This is a genomic window from Clostridium sp. K13 (assembly GCF_019734195.1).
GTDB lineage: Bacteria > Bacillota > Clostridia > Clostridiales > Clostridiaceae > Clostridium.
Window position 1 is genome coordinate 106,809 of sequence record NZ_JAASHM010000006.1, and the last position, 25,356, is coordinate 132,164.

Annotated in this window: 21 protein-coding genes; 4 read left to right on the forward strand and 17 right to left on the reverse strand. The window is 28.2% G+C overall.

Features of this window, described 5'->3' with window-relative positions:
• Positions 1–14: 14 nt before the first annotated feature.
• The 9 genes from dtd to HCG76_RS05905 all read right to left on the reverse strand — a co-directional run bounded on the left by dtd (position 15) and on the right by HCG76_RS05905 (position 12,500).
• Complete coding sequence (gene dtd, locus HCG76_RS05865; protein WP_221699312.1) at positions 15–464, reverse strand: D-aminoacyl-tRNA deacylase; 450 nt, start codon at positions 462–464, stop codon at positions 15–17.
• 52 nt (positions 465–516) lie between these two features.
• Positions 517–2,700, reverse strand: coding sequence for a RelA/SpoT family protein (locus HCG76_RS05870; protein WP_221699314.1), 2,184 nt, complete (start codon positions 2,698–2,700; stop codon positions 517–519).
• Between the two features lie 127 nt (positions 2,701–2,827).
• The gene (locus tag HCG76_RS05875) at positions 2,828–3,346 is read right to left on the reverse strand and encodes an adenine phosphoribosyltransferase (protein WP_221699315.1); all 519 of its coding nucleotides are present in this window, start codon (positions 3,344–3,346) and stop codon (positions 2,828–2,830) included.
• A gap of 62 nt (positions 3,347–3,408) precedes the next feature.
• A complete protein-coding gene (locus HCG76_RS05880) occupies positions 3,409–4,263 on the reverse strand; it encodes a DHH family phosphoesterase (protein WP_221699316.1) in 855 nt (284 codons plus the stop codon).
• A gap of 204 nt (positions 4,264–4,467) precedes the next feature.
• Entirely contained in the window at positions 4,468–5,340 is an 873-nt protein-coding gene (gene secF, locus HCG76_RS05885; protein WP_221699318.1) for a protein translocase subunit SecF, read from the reverse strand.
• Positions 5,341–5,344: 4 nt separating this feature from the next.
• A complete protein-coding gene (secD, locus tag HCG76_RS05890; protein ID WP_221699319.1) occupies positions 5,345–6,598 on the reverse strand; it encodes a protein translocase subunit SecD in 1,254 nt (417 codons plus the stop codon).
• Positions 6,599–6,851: 253 nt separating this feature from the next.
• The gene (locus HCG76_RS05895) at positions 6,852–9,035 is read right to left on the reverse strand and encodes a DNA topoisomerase III (protein ID WP_221699320.1); all 2,184 of its coding nucleotides are present in this window, start codon (positions 9,033–9,035) and stop codon (positions 6,852–6,854) included.
• A 118-nt stretch (positions 9,036–9,153) separates the two neighbouring features.
• Positions 9,154–10,320 carry an iron-containing alcohol dehydrogenase gene (locus HCG76_RS05900; protein ID WP_221699321.1) on the reverse strand — a complete coding sequence of 389 codons (1,167 nt, stop codon included), beginning with the start codon at positions 10,318–10,320 and terminating at the stop codon, positions 9,154–9,156.
• Between the two features lie 107 nt (positions 10,321–10,427).
• Entirely contained in the window at positions 10,428–12,500 is a 2,073-nt protein-coding gene (locus HCG76_RS05905; protein ID WP_221699322.1) for an SPFH domain-containing protein, read from the reverse strand.
• A 155-nt stretch (positions 12,501–12,655) separates the two neighbouring features.
• Between HCG76_RS05905 and HCG76_RS05910 the strand changes: the two genes are divergently transcribed.
• Positions 12,656–14,668 (forward strand): penicillin-binding transpeptidase domain-containing protein, encoded by a 2,013-nt coding sequence (locus HCG76_RS05910; RefSeq protein ID WP_221699325.1) that lies wholly within the window; start codon positions 12,656–12,658, stop codon positions 14,666–14,668.
• Between the two features lie 86 nt (positions 14,669–14,754).
• On the opposite strand, the gene HCG76_RS05915 is transcribed toward HCG76_RS05910, so the two are convergent.
• The 3 genes from HCG76_RS05915 to HCG76_RS05925 form a co-directional block, all read right to left on the reverse strand.
• Positions 14,755–15,111 (reverse strand): DUF3221 domain-containing protein, encoded by a 357-nt coding sequence (locus HCG76_RS05915; protein ID WP_221699326.1) that lies wholly within the window; start codon positions 15,109–15,111, stop codon positions 14,755–14,757.
• A gap of 106 nt (positions 15,112–15,217) precedes the next feature.
• Complete coding sequence (locus tag HCG76_RS05920) at positions 15,218–15,940, reverse strand: DUF434 domain-containing protein (protein WP_221699327.1); 723 nt, start codon at positions 15,938–15,940, stop codon at positions 15,218–15,220.
• Positions 15,941–16,182: 242 nt separating this feature from the next.
• A complete protein-coding gene (locus HCG76_RS05925) occupies positions 16,183–16,485 on the reverse strand; it encodes a hypothetical protein (protein WP_221699328.1) in 303 nt (100 codons plus the stop codon).
• A 157-nt stretch (positions 16,486–16,642) separates the two neighbouring features.
• Between HCG76_RS05925 and HCG76_RS05930 the strand changes: the two genes are divergently transcribed.
• A complete protein-coding gene (locus HCG76_RS05930; protein ID WP_221699330.1) occupies positions 16,643–17,296 on the forward strand; it encodes a hypothetical protein in 654 nt (217 codons plus the stop codon).
• A gap of 248 nt (positions 17,297–17,544) precedes the next feature.
• Here the strand turns inward: HCG76_RS05930 and HCG76_RS05935 are convergent, their stop codons facing one another.
• Entirely contained in the window at positions 17,545–18,915 is a 1,371-nt protein-coding gene (locus tag HCG76_RS05935) for an MATE family efflux transporter (protein ID WP_221699333.1), read from the reverse strand.
• A 147-nt stretch (positions 18,916–19,062) separates the two neighbouring features.
• Positions 19,063–20,064 carry a serine hydrolase domain-containing protein gene (locus tag HCG76_RS05940; protein ID WP_221699335.1) on the reverse strand — a complete coding sequence of 334 codons (1,002 nt, stop codon included), beginning with the start codon at positions 20,062–20,064 and terminating at the stop codon, positions 19,063–19,065.
• A gap of 134 nt (positions 20,065–20,198) precedes the next feature.
• On the opposite strand from HCG76_RS05940, the gene selD reads away from it, so the two are divergent.
• Positions 20,199–21,236: a selenide, water dikinase SelD gene (gene selD / locus HCG76_RS05945; RefSeq protein ID WP_221699336.1), complete on the forward strand. Its 1,038-nt coding sequence runs from the start codon at positions 20,199–20,201 to the stop codon at positions 21,234–21,236.
• Positions 21,237–21,520: 284 nt separating this feature from the next.
• On the opposite strand, the gene yedF is transcribed toward selD, so the two are convergent.
• The 3 genes from yedF to yqeC all read right to left on the reverse strand — a co-directional run bounded on the left by yedF (position 21,521) and on the right by yqeC (position 23,850).
• Positions 21,521–22,117: a sulfurtransferase-like selenium metabolism protein YedF gene (yedF, locus tag HCG76_RS05950; RefSeq protein WP_221699338.1), complete on the reverse strand. Its 597-nt coding sequence runs from the start codon at positions 22,115–22,117 to the stop codon at positions 21,521–21,523.
• A 60-nt stretch (positions 22,118–22,177) separates the two neighbouring features.
• Entirely contained in the window at positions 22,178–22,969 is a 792-nt protein-coding gene (yqeB, locus tag HCG76_RS05955; protein ID WP_221699339.1) for a selenium-dependent molybdenum cofactor biosynthesis protein YqeB, read from the reverse strand.
• A 128-nt stretch (positions 22,970–23,097) separates the two neighbouring features.
• The gene (yqeC, locus tag HCG76_RS05960) at positions 23,098–23,850 is read right to left on the reverse strand and encodes a selenium cofactor biosynthesis protein YqeC (RefSeq protein WP_221699341.1); all 753 of its coding nucleotides are present in this window, start codon (positions 23,848–23,850) and stop codon (positions 23,098–23,100) included.
• Between the two features lie 263 nt (positions 23,851–24,113).
• Between yqeC and HCG76_RS05965 the strand changes: the two genes are divergently transcribed.
• Complete coding sequence (locus HCG76_RS05965; protein ID WP_221699343.1) at positions 24,114–25,271, forward strand: DUF4405 domain-containing protein; 1,158 nt, start codon at positions 24,114–24,116, stop codon at positions 25,269–25,271.
• Positions 25,272–25,356 lie beyond the last annotated feature (85 nt).

A 25,356-nucleotide genomic window follows, 5' to 3' on the forward strand; every position in this document is an offset into this window, starting at 1 on the left:
TATCTCATAACTATCTAAAAGTTTTTACTGCTATCTAATAATATAGTTACTGGACCATCATTTTTAATATCAACCTTCATGTCAGCTCCGAAAATACCTGTTTCAACTTTTAATCCAGTTTCCTTCATTATTTCAACAAACTTATCATAAAAGCTTTTAGCTTCTTCGCCACCTAAAGCATTCATAAAATTAGGTCTTCTACCTTTTCTTGCATCTCCATATAGTGTAAATTGTGATATTAACAATAACTCACCTTGAATATCTAATAAAGATAAATTCATTTTATCATTTTCATCACTAAAAATTCTTAGATTAATTATTTTATCTTTAATATACTTCATATCTTCCTCAGTATCTTCTTTTGAAATACCTAAAAGAACATTAAATCCTTTGTTAATTTCACCTACAATAACACCATCAACTTCAACGCTAGAATAAGTTACTCTTTGTACTACTGCCCTCATTTTATATCCATCCTTTAATACAAACTTCAACTTTAAACTTGGAAGTTATAATTTAGTTATTCATTCTATAAACATCCATAACACCATTTAATTTTCTTACTTTTCTCATTAATTCTTTTAATTGCTCTATGGTGTCTATTTTAACTTTTATATTAATATATGCTAAATTACTCTTAGCACTTTTTGCATTTAATGCATTAAGAGGTAACTTACTTTCCATTATAACATTCATTATATCAGAAAGCACTCCTGATCTATCTTCTGCTTTAACTTGAATCTCTGCCATATAAGCAACACCCTTAGCAGTTCCCCAAGCCACATCAACAACCTTTTGCGGATCTTCTTCAATTAAAGTTTGTAAATTACTACAATCTTTTCTATGAATAGATACTCCACGTCCCTTTGTTATATATCCTAAAATATCATCTCCTGGCACTGGATTACAACATTTAGCAAATCTAACCATTAAATTATCTTCACCTTTAACGGTAACACCATAATTATTTTCTTTTTTTCGTTTTTCAGTTTTAGATATATTTTCTTCAATAGCCTTATTTAAAGTTTCTTCTTTAACTTTTTCATCTTTAGATAGATTTTCTTCTTTCAGTTTAGAAATAAATGAAGATGCTACAATAGATCCAAATCCAATTAAAGCATATAAATCATCCATACAATTTATATTATATCTTTTTATAACCTTATCATAAGCTTCACCCTTAGCAATATCAGCATAGTGAACCCCTTGTTTTTTTAACTCTCTTTCAAAGACTTCTTTTCCTTTTGTAATATTTTCTTCTTTTTTAGCCTTTTTAAACCAAGCTCTTATTTTACTTTTTGCTTGATTACTTTTAGCAATGCTAAGCCAATCCATATTAGGCCCCTTTGAATTATTAGATGTTAATATTTCAACTATTTGCCCAGTTTTAAGTTGATAATCAAGTGGAACTATCTTACCATTAACCTTAGCACCAACACATTTATTTCCAATATCAGTATGTATTCTATAAGCAAAATCTATAGGGGTTGCACCATTTGGTAAATCTATAACCACACCTTTTGGAGTGAATAGGAAAATTTCATCTGTAAAAAGATTAATTTTGAAGCCTTCCATAAACTCTTCTGCATCAGAAGTTTCCTTTTGCCATTCAAGCATATCTCTAAGCCATACTAATTTATTCTCAAATGACTTTTCTTTATTATCAGAAGTATCTCCTTCTTTATATTTCCAGTGCGCAGCTATACCATATTCTGCAGTTTTATGCATCTCAAAAGTTCTTATTTGAATTTCAAATGTCTTTCCTTGTGGACCTATAACTGTTGTATGTAAAGATTGGTACATATTAGGTTTCGGCATTGCAATATAATCTTTAAATCTTCCTGGTATAGGTTTATATATAGTATGGACTATCCCTAATACTTCATAACAGTCTTTTACTGAGTTCACAAGTATTCTTATAGCAGTTAAGTCAAATATTTGTTCTATACTCTTATTTTTAGTAACCATTTTTCTATAAATGCTATAAAAATGCTTAGGACGACCATCTATATCTGAATCAATTCCAGCATCTTCAAGTTTTCCATATAAATCTTCAATTATTTTTGCAATATAAGTTTCTCTTTCAACTCTCTTTTCTGCTATTTGATTTACTAAATCATAATATTCTTCTTCATGTAAATATCTAAAGCATAAATCTTCAAGCTCCCACTTTACCTTCGAAATCCCTAATCTATGTGCAAGTGGTGCATATATGTCTAAAGTTTCTTTTGAAATTCTTTTTTGTTTTTCTTTTGGCATATATTTTAGAGTTCTCATATTATGTAGTCTATCAGCTAATTTAATTATAATTACTCTTATATCATTTGCCATAGCCAATAACATTTTTCTAAAATTATCTGCTTGTTGCTCTTCCTTAGACTTATATTCCATTTTAGTAATTTTAGTAACTCCGCTAACTAGATTAGCTATTTCTTCATTAAAAATATTTTTAATATCTTCATATGTATAGTCAGTATCTTCTATAACATCATGGAGTAATCCTGCAACTATGGTACTTGTATCCATACCTAATTCAGCCAAAATTGTAGCTACATCAATGGGATGAATTATATAAGGTTCTCCAGATTCTCTTTTTTGTTCCTTATGAGCTTCAAACGCTAGGTTAAATGCCTTATTGACAACATTTAGGTCAACATTTGTGCAATTTTCCTTTATTTTTTGTATCAATACCTCAACCATTCAGATCCTCCCTTTAAATTTTCAAATATTATACTTTTTTTATAATCTAAGTTAAAATCAATGGCTGGTTAAATCAACCAGCCACCTTACACTAATTATATATTAAAATTTTAGGTATTTCAATAAATTAAATATCGTATTGAACAAGTGACATTACTTCGTATCCCTTTAATTTATCTCTTCCGTTTAATTCAGTTAATTCAATTGCAAAATCTAAAGCAACAACTTCACCACCTGCAGCTTCTACAAGTCTAGTTACAGCTTCAATAGTTCCCCCTGTAGCAAGTAAATCATCAACTATAGCTACTCTTTGGCCTTTCTTAATTGCATCTTTATGAATTTCTAATACATCTGTACCGTATTCTAAATCATAACTAACTGATACTGTTTCAAAAGGTAATTTTCCTTTCTTTCTAACTGGTACAAATCCAACTCCTAAAGCATATGCAACAGGTACTCCAAATATAAATCCTCTTGCTTCAGGTCCTAATATAATATCTACATTTTTATCTTTAAGATGTTCAACAATTGCATCTATTGAGTACTTAAAAGCTTCTCCATCTGCTACTAAAGTAGTTATATCCTTAAAACTAATTCCCTTCTTCGGAAAATCTTCCACTATTCTTATGCTTTTTTTTAGATCCATAACAAATCCTCCATATCAACTTATTCTTGTATTTATTATAGTCAAATACCTCTGTAATTATATTATACATTTTCTTTAGACTTATTTAAATACTTTGTTATTTGTTCTGCTCTTTCTTTTCTATTTGTTATTAATAGTTCAATTATAATTCTAGCATTATCTGTCATAGTTACAACATTAATAGTTGGAGTAATAACATCTATGATTTTATCAACACTATCATCATTTATATTAATCATGCTATAAGCATCCATGATAGATCTTAACCCATGATTATTTGTATTAATTAAAAACCTCATACCCTCTTTTATAATAACACTATTCTCACCCTTTTTAGGTGATTTAGTCCATTTTTCACCTATTAATATTAAGTCCAAATACTTATTTATACTTTTAACATTATAGTAAATTGCAATTGCTTGCATTAGCTTAAATGTTAATCCACTTATTGATAAGTTTTTGTATCTATATTGACATCCCTTTTGATTAGGATTTATGTATATGTACTCATAATCATAATTTACGTCTCTATTTTCTATAACTATCAAATCTATCCCAAGACTTTTACAAAGCTTTTCTTCTTCTTTTGATTTTAAATCTATTCCTAAAGTTATAAGTATCTCGCCGCCTAAAAAATGAACATTGTTTATTATATCCTTAGATGAAATTTTAGATTTATTTGAAGAATCATCATGGACTACGTATTCAATATCTGCATTTAAGTATTTCAAAACCAGTATAAGGGATGAAATAGCACATAATCCATCTACATTTGGTATCCCGTAAACAACAATCTTTTTTCTATTATTAATTGCTGATACCATACGTTCTATTGCTTTATTCATATCTTTAAGTATAAAGGGATTATATCCAGTTATGTAATTAGGACTATATATACTTTCCCAAAACTTACGCATGACAAACTCCTCCACAATAATAAGAAAACATATATATTATAATAGATAAATTGATATAATACAAATGTTTTCTGCAATTACTTGCAAATTATCCTGTAAAACTTTTATTTTTATATAATTGTCCACTTTTTTTATCATTTTTTGTATATTATGCATAAAAAAAGAAGCAGCAATTTCTTACTACTCCTCTAAAATCTCTAAATATTAAGCTGTTTTTACTTTTTTGCTTTTTGTATTTCTTTTCTTTAATAATACCCAAATAGGAGATGCTATAAATATTGATGAATAAGCACCAGCAGCTATACCTATTAATAATGGGAAAGAGAACTCTCTTACTGTTGGTACAAATATATTTACTGCTCCAATAATTATTAAAGTAGTTAATGAAGTATTTATAGATCTAGCTAAAGTCTTGTTTATACTTACATTAGCTATTTCAGCCGGAGTACTTCTTCTCATACTATGGCTATTTTCTCTTATTCTATCAAATACAACTATAGTATCATTTATTGAATACCCTACAATTGTTAACATTGCAGCTATAAATGAACTATTTACAGGAATATTGAATATTGCATAAACTGCTAAAGTTATTAAAACATCATGTAATAATGCTGTTAACGCAGCTACACCAAAGTTAAATTCAAATCTAATTACTATATATATAAGCATTGCTACACAAGCAATTAAAACAGCAACTACTGCATTTCTTGTTAATTCTTTACCTACTGATGGTCCTATTTGACTTTGAGAAATTAAAGCTGAATCCTCTAATGAATACTTTTCTTTTAATGCATCAAATAGTTCTGCAGTCTTAGTTTCATCTAAGTCTTTTGACTTAATTTCATACTGAGTACTTTCAACAGTTTTTGTTACTGCATCTGTTGCATATTCTTTTACTATTCCATCAGCTTCTACTTTATCAAAACTATTACCAAAATCGACAACTATTTTAGTACCACCTTTAAAGTCTATACCAAAATTTAATCCTCTAGTTGCCATTAAAACTACACCAATTAATATAATTGCTAGGGATATTGAGAACCAAATTTTTGACTTTTCTATTATTTTAAACATCTCATTACCCCCTCTTCACTCTAAACTGCCAATTAGAGTTTAACATTCCCATATTAACAGCCCACTTCATTAATGTCTTTGTTACAACTACTGCTGTAAACATACTTACTGCTATACCTATCATTAATGTAACAGCAAATCCTTTAACACTACCTGTACCCATAAAATAAAGTACAAGTGCAGCAATTACAGTGGTTACATTTGAGTCAACAATTGAAGATAATGCATTACTAAATCCTTTGTCAACTGCTGCCTTTACAGACATTCCATTTTTTAACTCTTCTCTTATTCTTTCAAATATAAGTACATTAGCATCAACCGCCATACCTACAGTTAAAAGGAATGCCGCGATTCCTGGAAGTGTTAACGCTACATCCGCTTCAACGAATACTAATAAGACTAAACATACATATAAAGTTAATGCTATACTTGCAATAAATCCTGGTACTCTATAGTAAAGAATCATAAATACAAATATAATAGCAATACCTATAAAACCTGCTTTAACTGCATTTGGAAGTGCTTCAGCACCTAATTGTGCTCCAACATTTTCTATTTGTATAGCTTTAACGGTTACAGGCAATGCCCCTGCATTAATTAAACCAGCTAAATTTTTAGCTTCATCTAAACTACCGCTTCCTTCTATAATAGCATTACCGTCAGTTATAACAGCATTTACTGTTGGACTTGATATTTCTTCATCATCCATATAGATAGAAATTTTCTTATAAAGGTTAGCTTCTGTAGCTTCAGCAAACTTTTTAGCACCTTCATCTGTTAATTTTAATGATACTACTGGTGAGTTGCTGTTGTTATCAATAACAACACTAGCTTCAGCAACATCTGTACCATTTAAAACTTCATTTCCATCAGCATCCTTAAATATTAAGTTACCAGTTTTTGATAAACTATCAACTAAATCTTTTGAATCGTATTCACCTGGAATCTCAACTCTAATTCTTCTTTCTCCTTCAGCTGTTACTGAAGTTTCAGCAACCCCTAACTTATTAACTCTTAAATCAATAAGTTGTCTTGTCTTTTCTAAATCCTCTTTTGTTACATTTTCATCTTGTATCTCCATTAATACTGAAACTCCACCTTGCAGGTCAAGTCCCTTAGTAATAGCTTTATTGAATGATTTAAATTCCCATCCCGCTACTTCAACACCTCTACCACCAGCATAGGCAAATGCAACTATAACAACTAAGGTTAGAATAAATAATATAGCGCTTCTAACTTTTGTGCGTCCTTTTTTCATGGTTTTCCCCCTTCTGTACTTTTTATATCACTTTAATTATATTATGTATACTTTCCAATATCAAGTAAGATTAATATTTTCTCCATTTTTCCATATATTTTTTACACATAATATCATAAATATTCACATAAATACATTTTTCGAATAATTCTTAATTAATTCATTATAATTAACCCCACTTTTGTTGGTCGTTTATATGGGCAAAAGATGAAACTGTCTTTTATACAGTCCATCCTCTGTTTTCAAATTCTCATTACTTATTAAAATTCTTTAATAAATCTGCAAATGGATTATCATTAAACTCTTCTGCTTCCTTTTGCATTTTTTTCATTATTCTTTGAGTTTCTCTTTTATCAACTTTTCCCTTTTTATCAAATCTTTTTTCAAAGACAGATGCTTTTTCTCTAAAATTACAATTAGCTCCAGTACAAATATATATTTTACCTTCTCCTTGCCCTCTAACTTCTAATTTCTTTTTACATTCAGGACATCTTGCATTTGTAATTCTAGCAACATTTTCTCTATATCCACATTCTCTATCTTGGCATACGTTCATAGTTCCGTTTTTACCTTTTACTTCTAAAAGATATTTGCCACAATTAGGACATTTCTTTCCTGTTTTATTATCATGAACAAATTTACTATTTGCTCCTTTTACATCTTCAACAAGAGCTACAGAGTAGTTTTTCATTTCTTTAATAAAACTATTCCATTCTCTTTTTCCCTTTGCAATTTCATCTAATTGACTTTCCCATTTAGCAGTTAATAATGGAGATTTTAATTCTTTAGGAACTAATTCTATAAGCTGTCTTCCCTTTGAAGTAGGAATTATATCCTTTCCTTTCTTTTCTATAACAAAGGAATTGAATAATTTTTCTATTATATCAGCTCTAGTTGCAACTGTACCAAGACCTCCAGTTTCTCCTAAAGTCTTTGCTGCTTCTTTTCCTACATTAATATACTTATGTGGATTTTCCATTGCAGATAAAAGAGTACCTTCATTAAATCTTGCTGGTGGTTTTGTTTCTCCCTTATTTAAAGAAATATTTTCTACAGTAAATTTATCACCTTTTTTAACATTTGGTAATACTTGTTCTTTAATATCCTCTTCAGAAGAATCATCATCTAACTTGTCATAAAGTTTTTTCCAACCTTTAGATGAAATAACCTTTCCCTTAGCAATAAATCTTTCATTTTCTACTTTGCCTTCTATTGTAGTTTGAACATATTCAAAAGGAGGTAATAAAACACTTAAAAATCTCTTAACAACTAAATCATAAATTTTTCTTTCTTCAGAACTTAAGTTAGAAAGATTAGGCTTTTCTTCTGTTGGAATAATTGCATGGTGATCACTAACCTTTGAATTGTCTACAAATGATTTATTTCCATTTATTTTACCTTTTAATAATCCATCTGCTGTAATTCTATACTCACCTATTGCAATAGCCTTAAGTCTATCTGGAATTGTAGCTACTATATCAGTAGTTATATATCTTGAGTCTGTTCTAGGATAAGTTAAAATCTTATGATTTTCATAAAGTCTTTGCATAATATTTAATGTTTGCTTTGCTGAATATCCAAAAATCTTATTTGCATCTCTTTGAAGCTCCGTTAAATCATAAAGAGCTGGTGAAAAATTTTTTTTATTTACAGAGTGAATATTAACTATTTCCCCTTCTGCTCCCTTTACTTTAGAAGTAATTTTATTTGCAAATTCTTCATCAAAAATTCTACTATTATTATCTTTATTTATCCAAGATAAGTTATATCCCTTTGTTTTTGCATTTATTGTATAATATGTCTTAGGCTTAAAGTTTTTAATTTCTTCTTCCCTTTGCACTATCATTGCAAGAGTTGGAGATTGAACTCTTCCTGCAGATAACTGAGCATTATATTTACAAGTTAAAGCTCTAGTAACATTAAGTCCAACTAGCCAGTCAGCTTCTGCTCTACAAACTGCAGCTCTATAAAGATTTTCATATTCTTTTCCATCTTTTAGGTTTTTAAATCCATCTAAAATTGCTTTATCTGTTTGAGATGAGATCCATAATCTCTTAAGTGGTTTTTTTACGCCTGCTTTTTCTATAGTCCATCTTGCAACAAGTTCACCTTCTCTCCCAGCATCTGTTGCTATAACTATTTCACTAATATCATCTCTATTCATTAGCTTTTTAACTTCATTAAATTGTTTCCCTGTCTTTTTTAAAACTACTAACTTCATATGTTTAGGTAACATCGGAAGTGTTTCCATTTTCCACTCTTTATATTTATTATCATAACCTTCTGGATCCATAAGCCCTACTAAATGACCCATTGCCCAAGTTACAACATATTTGCTTCCTTCTATATATGAACCCTTGTTATTATTACATTTTAAAACCTTTGCTAAGTCTCTTCCAACTGATGGCTTTTCTGCCAATACTAAAATTTTACTCATACTTTCTCCTTCTTCGTTTAGGAATTTTCTCCTTATTATATCATACTTTATATTAAACCACTAACAAAGTTTAGAGTAATGATTAGGAGCTATATCAAAATTGATATAGCTCCTAATTTTATAACGCTAATTTATATATTTCTAAAGCTTCCTTTTCTCTAATTTCAACAAAGCTTCCTACATGATCTCTATCTGAAACAAGCTTTTTAGCCATTTCTTCAATTCTATCAGATGATAAATTTGCATCCTTAAATGATACTGGTAATTCCATATCTTTAAAGAATTCTTCTAGCTTTTTAATAGCTAAAAGTGCTGTTTCTTCAGGATTGTTTAAATTAATATCTAAATTAAACACTCTATTTCCAAATTGAGCAAATCTATTTATATCATGTTTATAAACAAACTTCATCCATGCAGGGAATATTATTGAAAGACCAGCTCCATGTGCAATATCATATATCCCACTTAATTCATGTTCAATATCATGACTTGCCCAATCTCCCCCTCTTCCAATATCTAGTGAGCCATTATGTGCTACTGTTCCACATAACATTATTTCAGCTCTTGCATTATAATCATCTGGATTTTTCATTAATCTTAAACCATTTTCTATAATAGATTTCATAGTTGCTTCACATAGTCTGTCTGTTAAATCAACATGTTTCTCATTTACAAAATATCTTTCCATAACATGTGCAATCATATCAGCTACTCCACATGAAGTTTGATATTTAGGTAATGTAAATGTAAGCTCTGGATTTAAGATAGAAAAAACTGGTCTCATATCTTCATGTCCTACAGCTCTTTTCATCCATCCATCTTCATTTGTAATAACAGAACCTGAACTTGTCTCACTTCCTGCTGCTGGTATAGTTAATACAGTTGCTAATTTTATAAGCTCATGGTTTATAGGTGTTCCTGTGAATAAATCCCATACATCACCTTCATAATTAACTCCTGCTGTAATAGCCTTTGCAGAATCGATTACACTACCTCCACCTACAGCTAAGATAAAGTTAATATTTTCTTTCCTACATATTTCTATACCTTCTCTAACTAAAGAAACTCTTGGATTAGGCTTTACCCCTGATAATTCAAAAATTTCTATATCTTCTTTATTTAAAGAGTTAATTATTCTATCATAAAGACCACTCTTTTTTATAGAGCCTCCACCATAATGTAATAATACTTTTTTTGAATATTTCTTAACTTCAGTTCCTATACTTTCTTCTGTATTTTTACCGAAGATTAATTTTGTTCCATTTTGATAATTAAAATTTAACATAATCACACCTCCAGTCTATATTCTACCATATTTTATTCATTTATATTATCTTATTTTACCAATATTAAAAGGATTATATCAAATAAATCTGATATAATCCTTTATGACTATTGGTTAACTATCTCATCTTCTTTTTCAACTTTTTTTAAATTAGATATTTGATTTAAAATTTCATCTCTTATTTTCTTAACTTCCTCACTAACCTCTATATTATTATCAACTTTACCTTCTGTAAGCTTTTCACTTAACAAAAGCATTAACATTGATTCAAATGCATTAACACCTGAAGCTGACTCACCGCTACCTGCATTTACTAAAGTCTTAGGAACTATATCTATTTTTCCTTCTTTAACTGCATTTGCAAAAGATGCCATAACATCGCTTACTACCTTATATTGTGGTCCACCATATGCATTAACTTGCTCCTTTGCAGCTATAGCTTTAGAAATACCAACTCTAGCTTCTTTTTCTGCTTCTGATTCTGCTGTAACTTTAATTCTAAAGGCTTCTGCTTCTGATTCCTTCTTAACCTTATAGGCATCAGCTTCTGAAAGCTTTTGAATCTTTTCAGCATCTTGTCTTGCTTTCATAAGTTCAGCCTTACCTTGGTTTTCTTGAATCCTTATATTAATATCAGATTCTGTTAACGAAGTTTGTTGTTTAGCTATTGCTTCTGCTTCCCTTAATTCCTTTTCCTTTTCAGCAGCCTTTTGTTGAGTTTCATAAGTTTGAAGTTGTTCCCTTGCTATTTGTCTACTTCTTAATTGTGTTAAAATTGTTTCAATTTCATTACCAGACTTTGGACTTGTTGGAGTTCCTATTAGCACCTCTTCAAGCTCCAAATTATAATGACTAAACTTTTCTTGCATTTCATGTGAGCTCTGAGCTTGAATTTCATTTCTCTCTTGAATTAATTCTATAAGAGTCTTAGTCTGTCCAATATTTTTAAAATATGCTGATATCATAGGATCAAGAGTTTGGTCAACTAGCATTTTTATATCCCCAAATCTTTGAATAACAAGGGGTGCTTTTTTATAGTCTATATGAAAAACTACAGATAAAGGTAAGTTAGGTTCAAAAGCATCTTTAGTAATTAAACTAACTTCCTTAAGATTTTCATCATATTTATGATTTCCAATTTGATTAGATATCCATTTTAATATTACATTAGTTGTAGGAACTTTAATTATATTACCTGCATAAGTATTAAATGCATACTTACCTGGCATTAGAGCTTCATTCCAAACACCTCTATAACCCTTTTTAACAAGTTCACCATGTTTATAATCTACCCCTGAAAAATCTTCTCCCTTAGATCCTGTATAAGATACAACAACACCAACAAATCCAACAGGAATAATAACCTTAGGAATATATTCAACAGTTGCAAATAATCTATTTATAAAATAGGTACCATCAGCTAATACTTGATATTGTCTTCCTCTATATCCTCCAGCTCTTAAGAAAGCATCAATATCTTGAAAGTTATTATGATAATTAGGATCTGAAGAATCATCACCAACTGTAGGACAAATAATATTTTCTCCTCCTAGAGATGGCCCATCATGAACAGTAACTATGCCAACTAAATCCTCATTACCTTGAATTATAACAGGCTCAAAACCTTTTCTTGCATGTATAAGATTTGCCATTGCTTTTAAGGTTTCTTGTTCTGCCTTTGTTCCTGTTTTTAAACAATAAGTCACAGTATCAGTAATAATTACAAATTGAGCTAAATTAAATGCATATGTTCCTTCCCTTATGATTCCTCTTTGAGGACCCTTTTGTCCTCCATTGTTTAAAAACTCTCTTACATCTTGAAAGTTATTACTTTCTTTAACAACTCTACCTAACGTTTGTGTAGGATCTAGAGACATACCATCTCTTGCAAAAACATAGGCAACTTTACCTTGAGGTATAGTTACTAATGGAACAACATGAATCTTATAAATTAGAGGACTTCTAAAATGAATTCCTCCTCTTAATAGCTCTGGCTGATAACCTGCTTCCCCATTTAACGCAATAATTTGCTCATTTAATGATCCTTTTCTACTCCACCACTTTTCAACTATTCCAACTTTATCATTATCTATAATTTTGAATCCTAAAATCCAAAGTATAAATAGTAAAGCAAGAATAACTCCAATTACAGTGAGCCCAATTCTAATATATTCACCCATACCTTCCTCCTTAAAACAGTAAGATTTACTACAAATATATTAAATTCAAATATACTATATTCTTAATTATTTTCATTTTATGTAAAACAATTTCATTGGAATTAATTCCTTAAAATAGTATAATAATTTATAAAATGTATTTAGGGAGGAATATTATGAATAAACTAAAGAATTTACTATTATTGTTACTAATAACACTTATTATCTTTTCAATTAGCTGTTCAAAAACAAATAAATATGAAGAAACATTCAATACTTTTAAAGAAAAATGGATTAATAAAGATTTTGAAGCTATGTACTCTATGTTAAATCAGTCATCTAAAGAATATATAGATGAAGAAGCATTTATAAGCAGATATAAAACCATATATTCAGCAATAAATTTAACTGATTTAGAAATAACATCAAATGGTGATCCTATTAAAAATGAAGGTTATTATACTATACCATTCACTTTTAAGGCTAACACTGTAGCTGGAGAATTAAACCTAACAGATTTTAAATTAAATATTTATAAAGTAGATAAGGATTATCTTATTAACTGGGATGAAAGTTTAATATTACCTAATATGATTGAAGGAGATAAGCTTTATGTTAGAAACTTTAATCATACTCGTGGAAAAATACTTGATAGAAATGATAATATATTAGCTGAAGATGGAACAATATCTGTAGTAGGAATACATCCATCTAAGTTTAACAAGGAAAATTATGATGCTAAAATAACTGAACTTGCAAATACCTTAGATATAAGTGAAGAAACTATTACTGATAAGCTAAATGCTAATTCAAATCCTGAACATTTTGTTCCTATAGTTAACATACTTTCAACTGATGAAAAACTTTCTACATTAATTAATAGATCTGAAGAAGGTATTCTTATTAATGAAAAAACATCTAGAGTCTACCATGGAGGAAATGCTTTTGGAAGATTAATTGGTTATGTAGGTTCAATAACTGCTGAAGAACTAGAAAAAAATAGTGATAAAGGCTATACTCAAACTAGTTTAATTGGTAAGGCTGGTATTGAACAAGTTTATGAAGCTACATTACGTGGTGAAAATGGTGCAGAAATTTATCTTTTAAGGGGTAATGAAGAAATATCAGTTTTGAAAAAGGATGTTGTAGATGGTAATGATGTTAAACTTACTATTGACTCAACTTTACAAACTAATGCCTATAACCAATTAAATGGAGAAAAAGGGGCAGTTACTGCTGTTGATCCTAAAAGTGGTGAAGTTTTAGCATTAGTTAGTGCTCCATCATATGATTCTAATATGTTTACTACTTATGTAACTAAAACATTAAAGGCTGAAAGAGAAGCAAGTAACAATGCTGATCAAATTAATAGATTTAGTAAAACTTATGCTCCTGGTTCAACTATGAAGCTTATTACCGCTTCAATAGGACTTAATACAGGAACTTTAAATGCTGATGATACTGTTACAATTGATGATTTAAGTTGGCAAAAAGACTCAAGCTGGGGAAATTATAATATTACTAGAGTTCATAATACTACTACTCCAATGACACTTAGAGAAGCTGCTAAATACTCTGATAATATATACTTTGCTCAATTAGCATTAAAAATTGGTAGTGAAAATTTAATTAGTGGAATTAAAAACTTTGGAATTGGAGACGAAATGACTTTTGAGTATCCTATGACTGCTTCTAGTATTTCTAATAATGGAAGTCTAGATAAAGAAATTTTATTAGCAGATACAGGATATGGACAAGGTGAAATTATGGTTACCCCTTTAAATATGGCATTAGCCTATAGTGCTTTAGCTAATGATGGTAACATTATGAATCCAAGATTAGTTTTATCTTCTGATAGTACTCCATCAATTTGGAAGGAATCTGCAATTAAATCAGAATATTTACCAACATTAATTGAAGATTTCTCTGCTATGGTAAATGATGCTGATGGTGCTGCTCATGAAGCTCAAATTTCTGGCTATAATATAGCTGCTAAAACTGGAACTGCTGAAATTAAAGCATCTCAAGATGATACAACTGGAACTGAAAACGGATGGTTTGTAGCTGTTGATACTACTAGTTCTAAGCTTGCAGTAGCAATGATTATTGAAGATGTAAAGGATAGAGGTGGAAGTAGTATTCCTATTCCTAAGGTTAAAGCAATTATGGAAGAATACTTAAAACGATAATAGAATCTTAAATGATTGATATTCAAAAGGGATAATCTTTATAGTTCTTAAGATTATTCCTTTTAAATTATATTTACTTTTAAATATTAATCTATTTCCCAGCCAAGTTCTTTTAGTGATTTTATTGTACTTTCTGGTATATCACTAATATCTCCATCTTCTATAAATATAAATTTATCTACTTGTGTTTGTGCTGGATAACTTTCTAATATTTCACTACACTTTATTTTAATTTTATCTCCATTTTTTAGATTATCAAATAATTCATCATTTCCAGAAATATTATTCATAACAATTGGTTGGCCATTTTCATCAATAATAACATTAGCTTTTCCACATCTTAAATATCTTCCTTCTAGTTCCATTTTATTGGTTGATGAACATCCAATTAAAATAAAAATACTAAATATTAATATAATCCCAAGCTTTAATATTCTTCTCATATATTTCTCCTTTTAAATTTATAAAATACCCTTAAATAAAATTATATAATATTTCTTATAAAACTTAATATATTATTTAATATCTCTATTTACATTTTTTTAAATATTAATCTCCTAAATTAATAACCCAAGAATCACTAATACCATTATCAATAATATATTTAACTAAATTAATCCATCCATCACACTTATCCAAAATAATTGAGTCACTTGAAACTACAAAATTACTTTTTTCAAGAATAACATCAGGATTAGTTACAATTTCAACATTTAAATCAATATCCCACTTATCAGCTACTTCACAAATTGCAGTTTTTAGTTTCCCAGAATTTGAAACTGGAGCATCAATATAAAAATTGACACCTTTAAGCTGAAGTTTGCTAAAAATATCTCCTAACATATCTAATACTAAGTAAGTTTTATCAATTAATCTATATGTTCCCCTAAGTCCAGCCAAATCTCTTATAGCTCCATCCATGCAATTTATTAGTAACCCTTTAGATAAAGCTACTTCAAGAGAAATTAGAAAATTAAATGCATCTATATTTATAGTTTTTCCCTTTAAATTGTATACATTAATTTCCTTTGATTTTCTTATTTCTAAATCTCTATTAGAACAGCTAGCTCTTCTAAGTGCCATACGTTGCCTTACTGAAAATTGATGTCTTCCACCAACAAAATCAATAATATTACTAATAGGATAATTTCTATTAAGTAACCATACAACTTCTTCCTGTGCATATCGTAGTTTTTTTATTTCTTCAGGTGAAAAAAAACTTTCATCCTTATCATCTTTACCTCTTACTGTAGTCTTTTTTACTTCTTCCATCTTATATTACCTTTCATAGTCATTCCTTATTATTGTAATATTTATAGTTTATATTATTTTCCCATATATTATTTTTAATTAATAAACTTAAATCATGTATTTTTATCTAACAATATGACATACTATAATTGAGAAAGAGATTCTAAAAGCTTCTTTTTCTAAAAAGATAAAATACTATCACATTGCTCTTATGATGATAGTATTTTATCTTTATTATTTATATAATAAATTTTCATTTCTCATTAAAATACATAAGTCATATTTTGTGGCTCAAAATATGATAATCCATGAGTCTTAGCCATTTTCGGAATAAGTTCATTTAAATATTCTGCATCTTCTAACATACATCCAATAATTATAAATCCTTTTCCCTTACCAATTTCAATATTAAGTTTTTTAGAGTTTAAATCCTCATAAAACTCATCAATTAAATCTATATCTCCAACAAGTGAAGTATTTCCTTCACACAGCATTTCATATAAAACCTGTGCTCCAGCTGCACTACTTACACTATCACTATTCCATACTGCACAATACCAATCCATTATTCTTCTCCTTTGTCTTTCTAACTTTTTTATAATTTTATCATAAAGGTATAATAAATCCTATTCTTAGCTAAATAATTATTTTTTCTATTTTAGTCCCTATTAATAAATTAAAAGAATATTTTATTAGTATATAGTAATACTTTAGAGGTACTTAATGACTTTTATTTACTTACTAATTATTTTTCTTATATTACTACTTTTATCAGAAATAATAGCAATATTATTAAAACTTACTGGACTAGATATGGAAAAAGCACGCTTTCAAGTAATTTCAATAATAACACATACTGGTTTTACTACTCGTGAATCTGAACTTATTGCCCAACATTCAAAACGACGTAGAATAGTAAGTTATCTAATGTTATTAAGCTATGTAGTTCAGGCAACCTTTTTTTCTATTTTAATATCAGCTATTAAGGATAAAGGCTTTTTTAATATAACTCTTATTTCTTTTTTTATTATTTTAATTATTGTACTTATATTTAAAGCTAGTAGTTTATTGTTAAAATTTGAACCCTTTTTATATAATCTTATATCAAAAACTCAAAAAAAATCATTAAATACTAAATCTATCGAAAATATATTATACATTAGTGAAGAATATGAAGTTATTGAATTTATTGTAATAGCTAAAAATCAGCTCTGCAATATACATTTAAGAGATTTTTCTTTAGACTTTATTAAAGTACTTTTAATTGATAAAGGTCATACAATAATACCAATTCCTAAAGGAAATGATCTTGTTGAAGAAGGGGATAGAGTAATTGTTTATGGACGTGTTGATAAATTAAAAGAATTAATACTTTAATAACTTGAAAAAAAGAATGAATTTATAATTAAATTCATCCTTTTTTTATATAATTAATTATTGAACTTCACTATTATTAACTATTTTTGTTTTAGCTTTTTTATTTTGTTTAGGCTTTTTTTCATTTCTATTCTTAGCCAAGACCTCTTCTCCTTTCTTAAATAAATAATATAGCTCATTTAAGAGTTATATTTAGTTTCCTCTTATTTAAGAAAAGAATACTAGAAATTATAACTGCTATTGCCAAACTATGCTTCTTCTAATTCAAAGTCTCTTGTTACATTTCTTACCCATTTTCCACTTAATACTCTTACTGATGCAATTATTGATTTAATAATTTCATCGCTTTTTACAACAAAAAATACTGCTGCAATTGGCCACTTCAATACAAATGCAGTTAAGAATCCACATGGAATTGCTACAAGCCATAAGAAAATAATATCATTTACTAATACAAACTTAGCATCTCCTCCACCTCTTAAAACTCCCATCATTAGAGTAACCCCAAAGCTTTGGAATATTACTATAATTGACATAGAATTCATAATTTGAATAGCAATATCCTTTGTTGTTTGTGATACATTATAAAAATCTACTACTATTGGTCTTATTATTAAAATAACGCATCCTGCCATTGCTCCCATTATAATACTTAATACACCAACAGTACGGGAGTATTCCTTAGCCTTTTCATTTCTACCTTCACCTATTGTATTTCCTATTATTACTGCTGTTGCATTTGAAAGTCCAAATATAAAAACAGTTACAAATTGAAATACAACATTACTTATACTATTTGCAGCAACTGTTTCTGTTCCAAGTCTTCCTATTATTATAGAAATCATTGTAGATCCTGTAGACCATAAAAACTCATTAAATAATACAGGTGTACAGTTTGTTAAAAAATCTTTTAATATAAGCTTGTCTACTTTAAATAAATGTCTTGCTTTTAAAGATATCTTATTTTCAAACTTTACCATAAAAATTAACACTATAGTAAACTCTGTTATTCTTGCTATAACCGTCGCAATAGCTGCTCCTTTTACTCCTAAAGCAGGTGCTCCAAATCTACCAAATATTAATATATAATTAAAGAATGCATTAACTATTAAAGATGCACTATATACAACTAAAGATATTTTTACTGTTTTTACTGAACGCAACATCATTATAGTAGCATTTGTTATTGCATAAAAAATATATCCAATTGCTACAACCCTTAAATATGTAGCCCCTTCTTGTATAACTCTAGCATCAGTAGTATAAATCTTCATAAAACTTACTGGAAAAATAGTTGCAATAGCTATAAATATTGCTGCAATTATTATACAACCTCTATACATTATAGAAAGTATTTTATGAATTGTTTTTACATCACCTTTTCCCCAGTATTGTGATATTAATATGTTAGATCCCCCAGCAAGTCCAAAAATTAATATCATTAAAATAAAGAATAAGTTATTTCCTATTGAAGCAGCTGATAACTGTACTTCACCTAATGATCCAAGCATCATTGTATCAATCATACTTACTGCAAATGTAATTAAGTTTTGTAGTGCAATAGGTAATGCAATGCTTAAAATCAACTTATAAAAGTTCTTTTCTTTACTTATTAGCATATTTACCCCTCTTTCTTTTGTAAATTTTATTCCAATATAATCTATATCATATTTACTATAATTCTTCTACCATAATTTAATAAATTATAGTTTTTGTTCATTATTTCTTGAAATTTAAAAAAATTATTTTTAATGATATATATTAAGCTAAAAATTTTCTTCAATGTATTTAGTTATATCATAAGCTCCAAATTCTTTATTAGATAGTATTGTAACCTCTAAATTTTCTTTTAAATATATAGAAGATCTAAAGTCCACACCTGGATCACTTCCAGTTACATAATATTTATATATTTCATTTTCTTTTTTTTGTATCCAAATTCCATATCCATAATAAGTATCATTATTTACTTTAGTATGTAAAGTAAGCATTTCATCTGTTATTTCTTTATTTAATATCTTATAATTTAATAATCCATCCCATAATTTACTCATATCATGGGCATTTGTAAATACTCCTCCATCGCCTCCACCTGCAACTGGTATAGAGTATATATTACTCTTGAAACTTCCATCCTCATTTTTTATATAACCATTTGCACAATTTTTAGGCATCATGTCCATTGAAAAATATCCTGATGAACTCATATTAAGAACATCAAATACATATTTTTTAATAAATTCTATAAAAGACATATCACTTACTTTTTCAATAACTAAGGCTAAGACAATAAATGCGCTATTATTGTAAGAAAACTTTTCTCCTGGCTTACTTTTCATCTTTCCATTAGATAGTAATTTTATAAAATCCCTAGGTTCTCTTAATAAATACATAGGATTTTCTATCCATAACTCACTAAAATCACTCATTACCTCTTCATCAAAATAATCTGGAATTCCACTTGTATGAGTTAATAAATGTTTAATTGTAATATCATCACTATATATGTTAAAGTTTACATACTGCTTTAATAAATCATCAAACTTTATCTTTTTTTCTTCTACTAATTTAGCTATACCTATAGCTGTTAATAACTTTGCCCCTGAAGCAATACCAAATCTAGTATTTACGTTATTTTTTCTTTCATTTGCTATATCCGCATATCCAAATGATTCTTCAAATAAAATATGCTTATTACTTTTTATGCTTACAACTCCTGAAAAACCATTAAGTGTATCTACATATTCTCTAATTATACTTTCCTTCATAAGCCCTCCTAAACCATTTTTATCCTTAATAAAAAACTTTATCCTTTTATTATATCATAAATATTACATTTCTTACTGTTTTTCATTATAATTATTAGTGTATATTAGAATTGTTAATATGAAAGGGGAATATTATGAATAAAACTATAAAACTAACAGCACTAACTAAAAGTTCAGGTTGTGCTGCTAAAATTGGACCAGCTGTATTAGATTCAGTTTTAAATAATTTACCTAAGTTTGAAGATTCAAATCTTTTAGTAGGTTTTGATAAAAAAGATGATGCTTGTGTATATAAAATTTCTGATGATAAAGTCTCTATACAAACAGTAGACTTCTTTCCACCAATGGTTGATGATCCATATATATTTGGACAAATTGCTGCAACAAATGCACTTAGTGATATTTATGCTATGGGTGGAGATCCTGCTGTTGCTATGAATTTATTATGTTTTCCATCATGTTTAGATCCATCCTTAATGCATGATATATTATCTGGTGGCTATAGTAAAGTAGCTGAGGCTGGTGCTGTAGTAGCTGGTGGACATACAATCGCTGACCCTACTCCCAAGTACGGACTATGTGTTACTGGATTTGCACACCCAAAAGAAATACTTACAAATAGTAATGCAAAAACTGGTGATGTTCTTGTTTTAACTAAACCTCTTGGTGTTGGAATTTTAAATACAGCTACAAAAGCTGATTTATTATCCTCTGAAAAAGTAAAAGAAGTAACTAATGTTATGACTACATTAAATAAATATGCTAAAGATTCCTTAAAAAATCTATCTGTTAACTCTTGTACTGATGTTACAGGTTTTAGTTTAATTGGTCATGGCTATGAAATGGCAAGTGGAAGTAATAAGACTATTAATATATTTTCAGAATCTCTTCCTATAATTACTGATGCACTAGAATATGCTAAAATGGGAATAATCCCTGAAGGTATGTATAATAATTTAGAGTATTTAAAGAATTTCTTCAAGGTTTCTAGTAATATTACCCAGGAAATGACAGACTTACTTTTAGATCCTCAAACATCAGGTGGGCTTTTATTATCAATGCCTGAAAAGGATGCATTAGAATATGTATCTCGTATGGAATTATTTAATCCTTGGACTAAAATAATTGGAGAAGTTACTGATAAAAAAGATTATTCAATTATTATAAAATAGATATTGTATTATAATTGAAATAAATTACGAAGCAATTTATTTAGTTAAGGGCCTTCGGCCGGTTAAGTTTTTTGAACAGCGCTCCGCTAGTTCAAAAGGTAAAGGAGGAAACTTCATAAGAAGTTTCTAAAATATATATTTAAAGAAATTACGAAGTAATTTCCTCCTTAACTTTTTACCCTTTGCTTTAGCAAACCCTTACCTATGATTAATTATCGTAAGCTACATTAATCACTTTACCTTGGCCGTTAGGCCCTTAACTTTTATTTTCCTTCGCAATTTATTTATATAGTTATTACTTTTGCTGATTCTTTCATTGCATTAGTTATATCATACATATTACTAATTTTCCCTACTGCCAATTTTTCTTCTAATCCATAGAAATTAAGACAAGCTCCACAAACTAGTAATTCTACTCCCTTATTTTCTAAGACTTTTAAATGTTCAATTGCTTGTTCATTTAATGTAGGTACTTTTACTCCACCATTCATAAATAAGATTGATTTAGGTAAATCCTCACCTTCTGAAATTGTGTAAAAAAACATTTTCATTAAAGATATTCCAAGTTCATCACTGCCAGCACCAATTATCTCTTTATTAACAAATACTGCCCAATCACCTAATGGCTTTTTCCCTTCAATCTTTTCTAAAATCTCTTCACATTCTTCACAACCATTTGAAAAATCAACTTTAAAATTTCCGTTGTTTTCTTCAACCTTAGTAACAAACCCTTGACTATTTGCTAACTTTTTTAAGTTTTCAACAGCAATTTTATTATCTACTTCAATTTCAAAGAATTTTACTCCTAAATCAATTTCTTTTTTTGCCATTATAACTGGCATAGGACAATTCTTACCTTTAGCATCTATAAACTTTTTCATAAAAAAAATACCTCTCTTCTATTTTAAATTTAGTTAAAATAATATCTTAATCTAAGAATTTCATTTATTTTTATTACTCATATACATTATTGCTTCTAATACTCCGCCACCAATAGATCTAGCTTTATCTGATATAGTAAAACAATGGTCTTTTTCACATCTTGGATCTATATCTCCACTTTTCATCCCTTTAAATACTTCTATACCTTCTTGTAACATTCCTCTAACTATGCCATCTATTTCAGCTAAAACTTCAACACCATCAATATGAGCAACTACTTGCCCCTTGGTAACAAAGTCTCCTATAGATACTGCTGGTTTTATCTTACCATCTGCTGAAGCTCTAATAATTCTTTCTTTAGTATATCCACCTATATTTCCTGGAACACCTGTATTAGGTATTGCAGTACCATGCTCTATTACTTTTCCTAAGTAATGCCCCCTTTTAGTTTCAACTACTAAATGACAATCTACTTTAGCTTCAAATCCAGGCCCAACTCCAATAACTATTGGTGCATCCTTAATACTTGTACCTAAATTTTTCTTAGCAATTATTGAGTCAACTACAACTCCTGGCTTTAATTCTTTTATTATATCTGCTTTTTCATCAATTATTATTGGTATATTATTTTTCTTTATCTGATCATAAATTTCATTTATATTTCTAACCTTAATTCCCTTAACACCTTCTATTTCAACCTCATTATCAAATATAGCTTGTGAAAATGCTACTGTTCTTCTAACTGTAGTTGGCTTATCAATTTCTGTCATAACAACATCAAAACCACTTTTGTTTAATCTATATGCTATACCTGTTGCTAAATCACCAGCACCTTTTATAACTACCAACATAAAAACACCCCTAAAACTTTACTATTTTTCATATCATGATCATTCATTATAACATCCTAACCCATTTTGAGTTTGAGGTAATAATATCTATGCCTTAAATAATGAATTCTTAGCTTCAGAATCTCAAGCTAAGAATTCTGTTTATAACTTGTAATAACTGCTTGTACATCTTTTTCTTTTAGATACTTACATATTTTTTTTGCAGAATATAATAATTCTTCATTGTCTACCTTATTAATAATGGCTCTATATTTTGCATTATCACACTTTTCTATATCTTTCTTTTGTCCATTTTCACTACTTAATAAAGTTGCAATATCTTTTTCACTTATTTTATCACACTGATTTTTTCCAAGTATATCACATACATGCTGTGGTCTATGACAAATATCCTTTATACTTTTACTTAATGAATCTATTCCTGCAATACCAACAATCATAGTTGTATTCTTTAATATAACTGGCTCATGGCTAGCTGGCGCCTTTAATGGTAACATCTTTGAACCATCAGCTTCTATTAGTAGAAAATCACATAATTCTATTAAAGTTATTGCAATTTCTTCTCCTAAGGATGAAATCTTATCATCTCTATCCTTTATACCAACTGTAATTAAATTGGTTGTTTTAAATCTATTTATTATTTCATTTATATCACCCTTAAAGTTGATATAATCTTTAGGCATATGCATATGTGTTGTAGTTGTAACTAACACTCGCTTACCTATACTACTTAATTCCCTTGCTAAAGTATATATTGATGTAGTCTTTCCTCCTCCACCAACAAAAGAAATTATACTTTTCTCATTAATATTAATTCCTAATGATTCATATAAATATCTCTTTTCATTTACTTTATTATCTTCGTAACAAAAAACTTTCATATCAATTCCTTACATAATAATTAATTTCTATTATTTTAAATTAATAGCTTTCTTCTTTATTAATTATACATAATTTTGAAGGTTTTATAAATACTCACCTCATTCATTTATATTTTTAAACGCTATCATATTAATTTTTACGAATATTTTTTTATTCTTTTACATTATTGTTCTTTAAATTCTTATAAAAAAATGATATATTAAAAATAATTAAGATTAATTAATAATAATTATCTTTATTTTTTAGAAATGGGGGACAACATATGAAAAATAAAAATGTTTTAAAACTTCTTTTAAGCCTTTCTCTAGGACTAATTTTTATCTTAATGATGAATGTAAAAACTACTGGATTATTATTTCACGAAATATTTGGAATTATTATTCTTGCAGGAATTATTATTCATAATATTTTTAATTGGAATTGGACAAAAGGCATTTCAAAAAATCTCTTTAAAAACAAACTAACCTTCAGAGCTAAAATAATGTATATTTTAGTAATACTTTTATGCTTAAGCTTATCAGTAATAACTATAACTGGTATACTTATGTCAAAATATATCTTAACTTCTATTACAGCTAAAAATATTTTAGCAATTAAATTTTTACATAAATACTCATCTTATTTTGCTGTAGGAGCTGTTTCAATACACTTTTTACTACATACAAAATATATTTTTATTTCACTAAAAAAACTTATTTTAAATATTAATGAGAAAAATGTTCGTATTGCAATTTCTCAATTTTCAATTATTATAATCTTAATAGTAATTTTATATTTCCCTATAACTACTTATTTAAATAGTAATAATAATTCTTATGAAGATAATGATATTGTCTTTGAAGAAATTATAGAGGAAGCACCATCAGAAAATATTGAATTAGTTGATAATACTATTTCTAATAATGATAATGTTTCTGATTCAGACTTAGTAGAAGAAGATACTAATGAAGTTGAAGAAAATACAAATCAAATTACTAATAATGATTTATCTAATACTGAAAATATAGATAATTCTAATTCTTCAAATGCTAATATTAATGAAAATCAAAATACTCCACAAAATAATACAACTGTTCAAACTCCATCACAGAATGATAACAGTAATAATGACACTAATAACAATAATAGTAATAATACTCAAAATAAACCTATTGAAACACCGCCTGTAACTCCGCCTCCAGTAGTTAATCCTCCTATTGAGGAAGATAAAAAAGAGGATGATACTACTATTGATAATGGTGCTAATCTAGAAGCTGAATTAGCAGCTTATCTTAAAAGGTTAGGTTGTAATGGTTGTGAAAGAGGCTGCATGCTAGATAATCCATTCTGCATCATTGGAATTGAAAAAGCTGCAAAAGCAAAGGATAAATTTTTACAATTCCATACATATAATGTCTCAAAGGATAAATTCATTATATAAGAAAAGGAGCTGTATCAGATTGAATTAATAAATTCAGTCTGAATACAACTCCTTTTTAATTGTTCAAAATTTTATACACTAATTT

Excerpts from the sequence above, each read along its gene's own strand:
- HCG76_RS05905 (WP_221699322.1), bottom strand. The coding sequence starts at position 12,500 with ATGGGTGAATATATTAGAATTGGGCTCACTGTAATTGGAGTTATTCTT.
- HCG76_RS05870 (WP_221699314.1), bottom strand. The coding sequence starts at position 2,700 with ATGGTTGAGGTATTGATACAAAAAATAAAGGAAAATTGCACAAATGTT.
- yqeC (WP_221699341.1), bottom strand. The coding sequence starts at position 23,850 with ATGAAAGTTTTTTGTTACGAAGATAATAAAGTAAATGAAAAGAGATAT.
- HCG76_RS05925 (WP_221699328.1), bottom strand. The coding sequence starts at position 16,485 with ATGGATTGGTATTGTGCAGTATGGAATAGTGATAGTGTAAGTAGTGCA.
- HCG76_RS05920 (WP_221699327.1), bottom strand. The coding sequence starts at position 15,940 with ATGGAAGAAGTAAAAAAGACTACAGTAAGAGGTAAAGATGATAAGGAT.
- secD (WP_221699319.1), bottom strand. The coding sequence starts at position 6,598 with ATGAAAAAAGGACGCACAAAAGTTAGAAGCGCTATATTATTTATTCTA.
- HCG76_RS05930 (WP_221699330.1), top strand. The coding sequence starts at position 16,643 with ATGACTTTTATTTACTTACTAATTATTTTTCTTATATTACTACTTTTA.
- HCG76_RS05965 (WP_221699343.1), top strand. The coding sequence starts at position 24,114 with ATGAAAAATAAAAATGTTTTAAAACTTCTTTTAAGCCTTTCTCTAGGA.
- HCG76_RS05875 (WP_221699315.1), bottom strand. The coding sequence starts at position 3,346 with ATGGATCTAAAAAAAAGCATAAGAATAGTGGAAGATTTTCCGAAGAAG.
- HCG76_RS05880 (WP_221699316.1), bottom strand. The coding sequence starts at position 4,263 with ATGCGTAAGTTTTGGGAAAGTATATATAGTCCTAATTACATAACTGGA.
- yqeB (WP_221699339.1), bottom strand. The coding sequence starts at position 22,969 with ATGTTGGTAGTTATAAAAGGTGCTGGTGATTTAGCAACAGGTATAGCA.
- HCG76_RS05935 (WP_221699333.1), bottom strand. The coding sequence starts at position 18,915 with ATGCTAATAAGTAAAGAAAAGAACTTTTATAAGTTGATTTTAAGCATT.
- yedF (WP_221699338.1), bottom strand. The coding sequence starts at position 22,117 with ATGAAAAAGTTTATAGATGCTAAAGGTAAGAATTGTCCTATGCCAGTT.
- HCG76_RS05915 (WP_221699326.1), bottom strand. The coding sequence starts at position 15,111 with ATGAGAAGAATATTAAAGCTTGGGATTATATTAATATTTAGTATTTTT.
- dtd (WP_221699312.1), bottom strand. The coding sequence starts at position 464 with ATGAGGGCAGTAGTACAAAGAGTAACTTATTCTAGCGTTGAAGTTGAT.
- HCG76_RS05895 (WP_221699320.1), bottom strand. The coding sequence starts at position 9,035 with ATGAGTAAAATTTTAGTATTGGCAGAAAAGCCATCAGTTGGAAGAGAC.
- HCG76_RS05940 (WP_221699335.1), bottom strand. The coding sequence starts at position 20,064 with ATGAAGGAAAGTATAATTAGAGAATATGTAGATACACTTAATGGTTTT.
- HCG76_RS05910 (WP_221699325.1), top strand. The coding sequence starts at position 12,656 with ATGAATAAACTAAAGAATTTACTATTATTGTTACTAATAACACTTATT.
- HCG76_RS05900 (WP_221699321.1), bottom strand. The coding sequence starts at position 10,320 with ATGTTAAATTTTAATTATCAAAATGGAACAAAATTAATCTTCGGTAAA.
- selD (WP_221699336.1), top strand. The coding sequence starts at position 20,199 with ATGAATAAAACTATAAAACTAACAGCACTAACTAAAAGTTCAGGTTGT.
- secF (WP_221699318.1), bottom strand. The coding sequence starts at position 5,340 with ATGTTTAAAATAATAGAAAAGTCAAAAATTTGGTTCTCAATATCCCTA.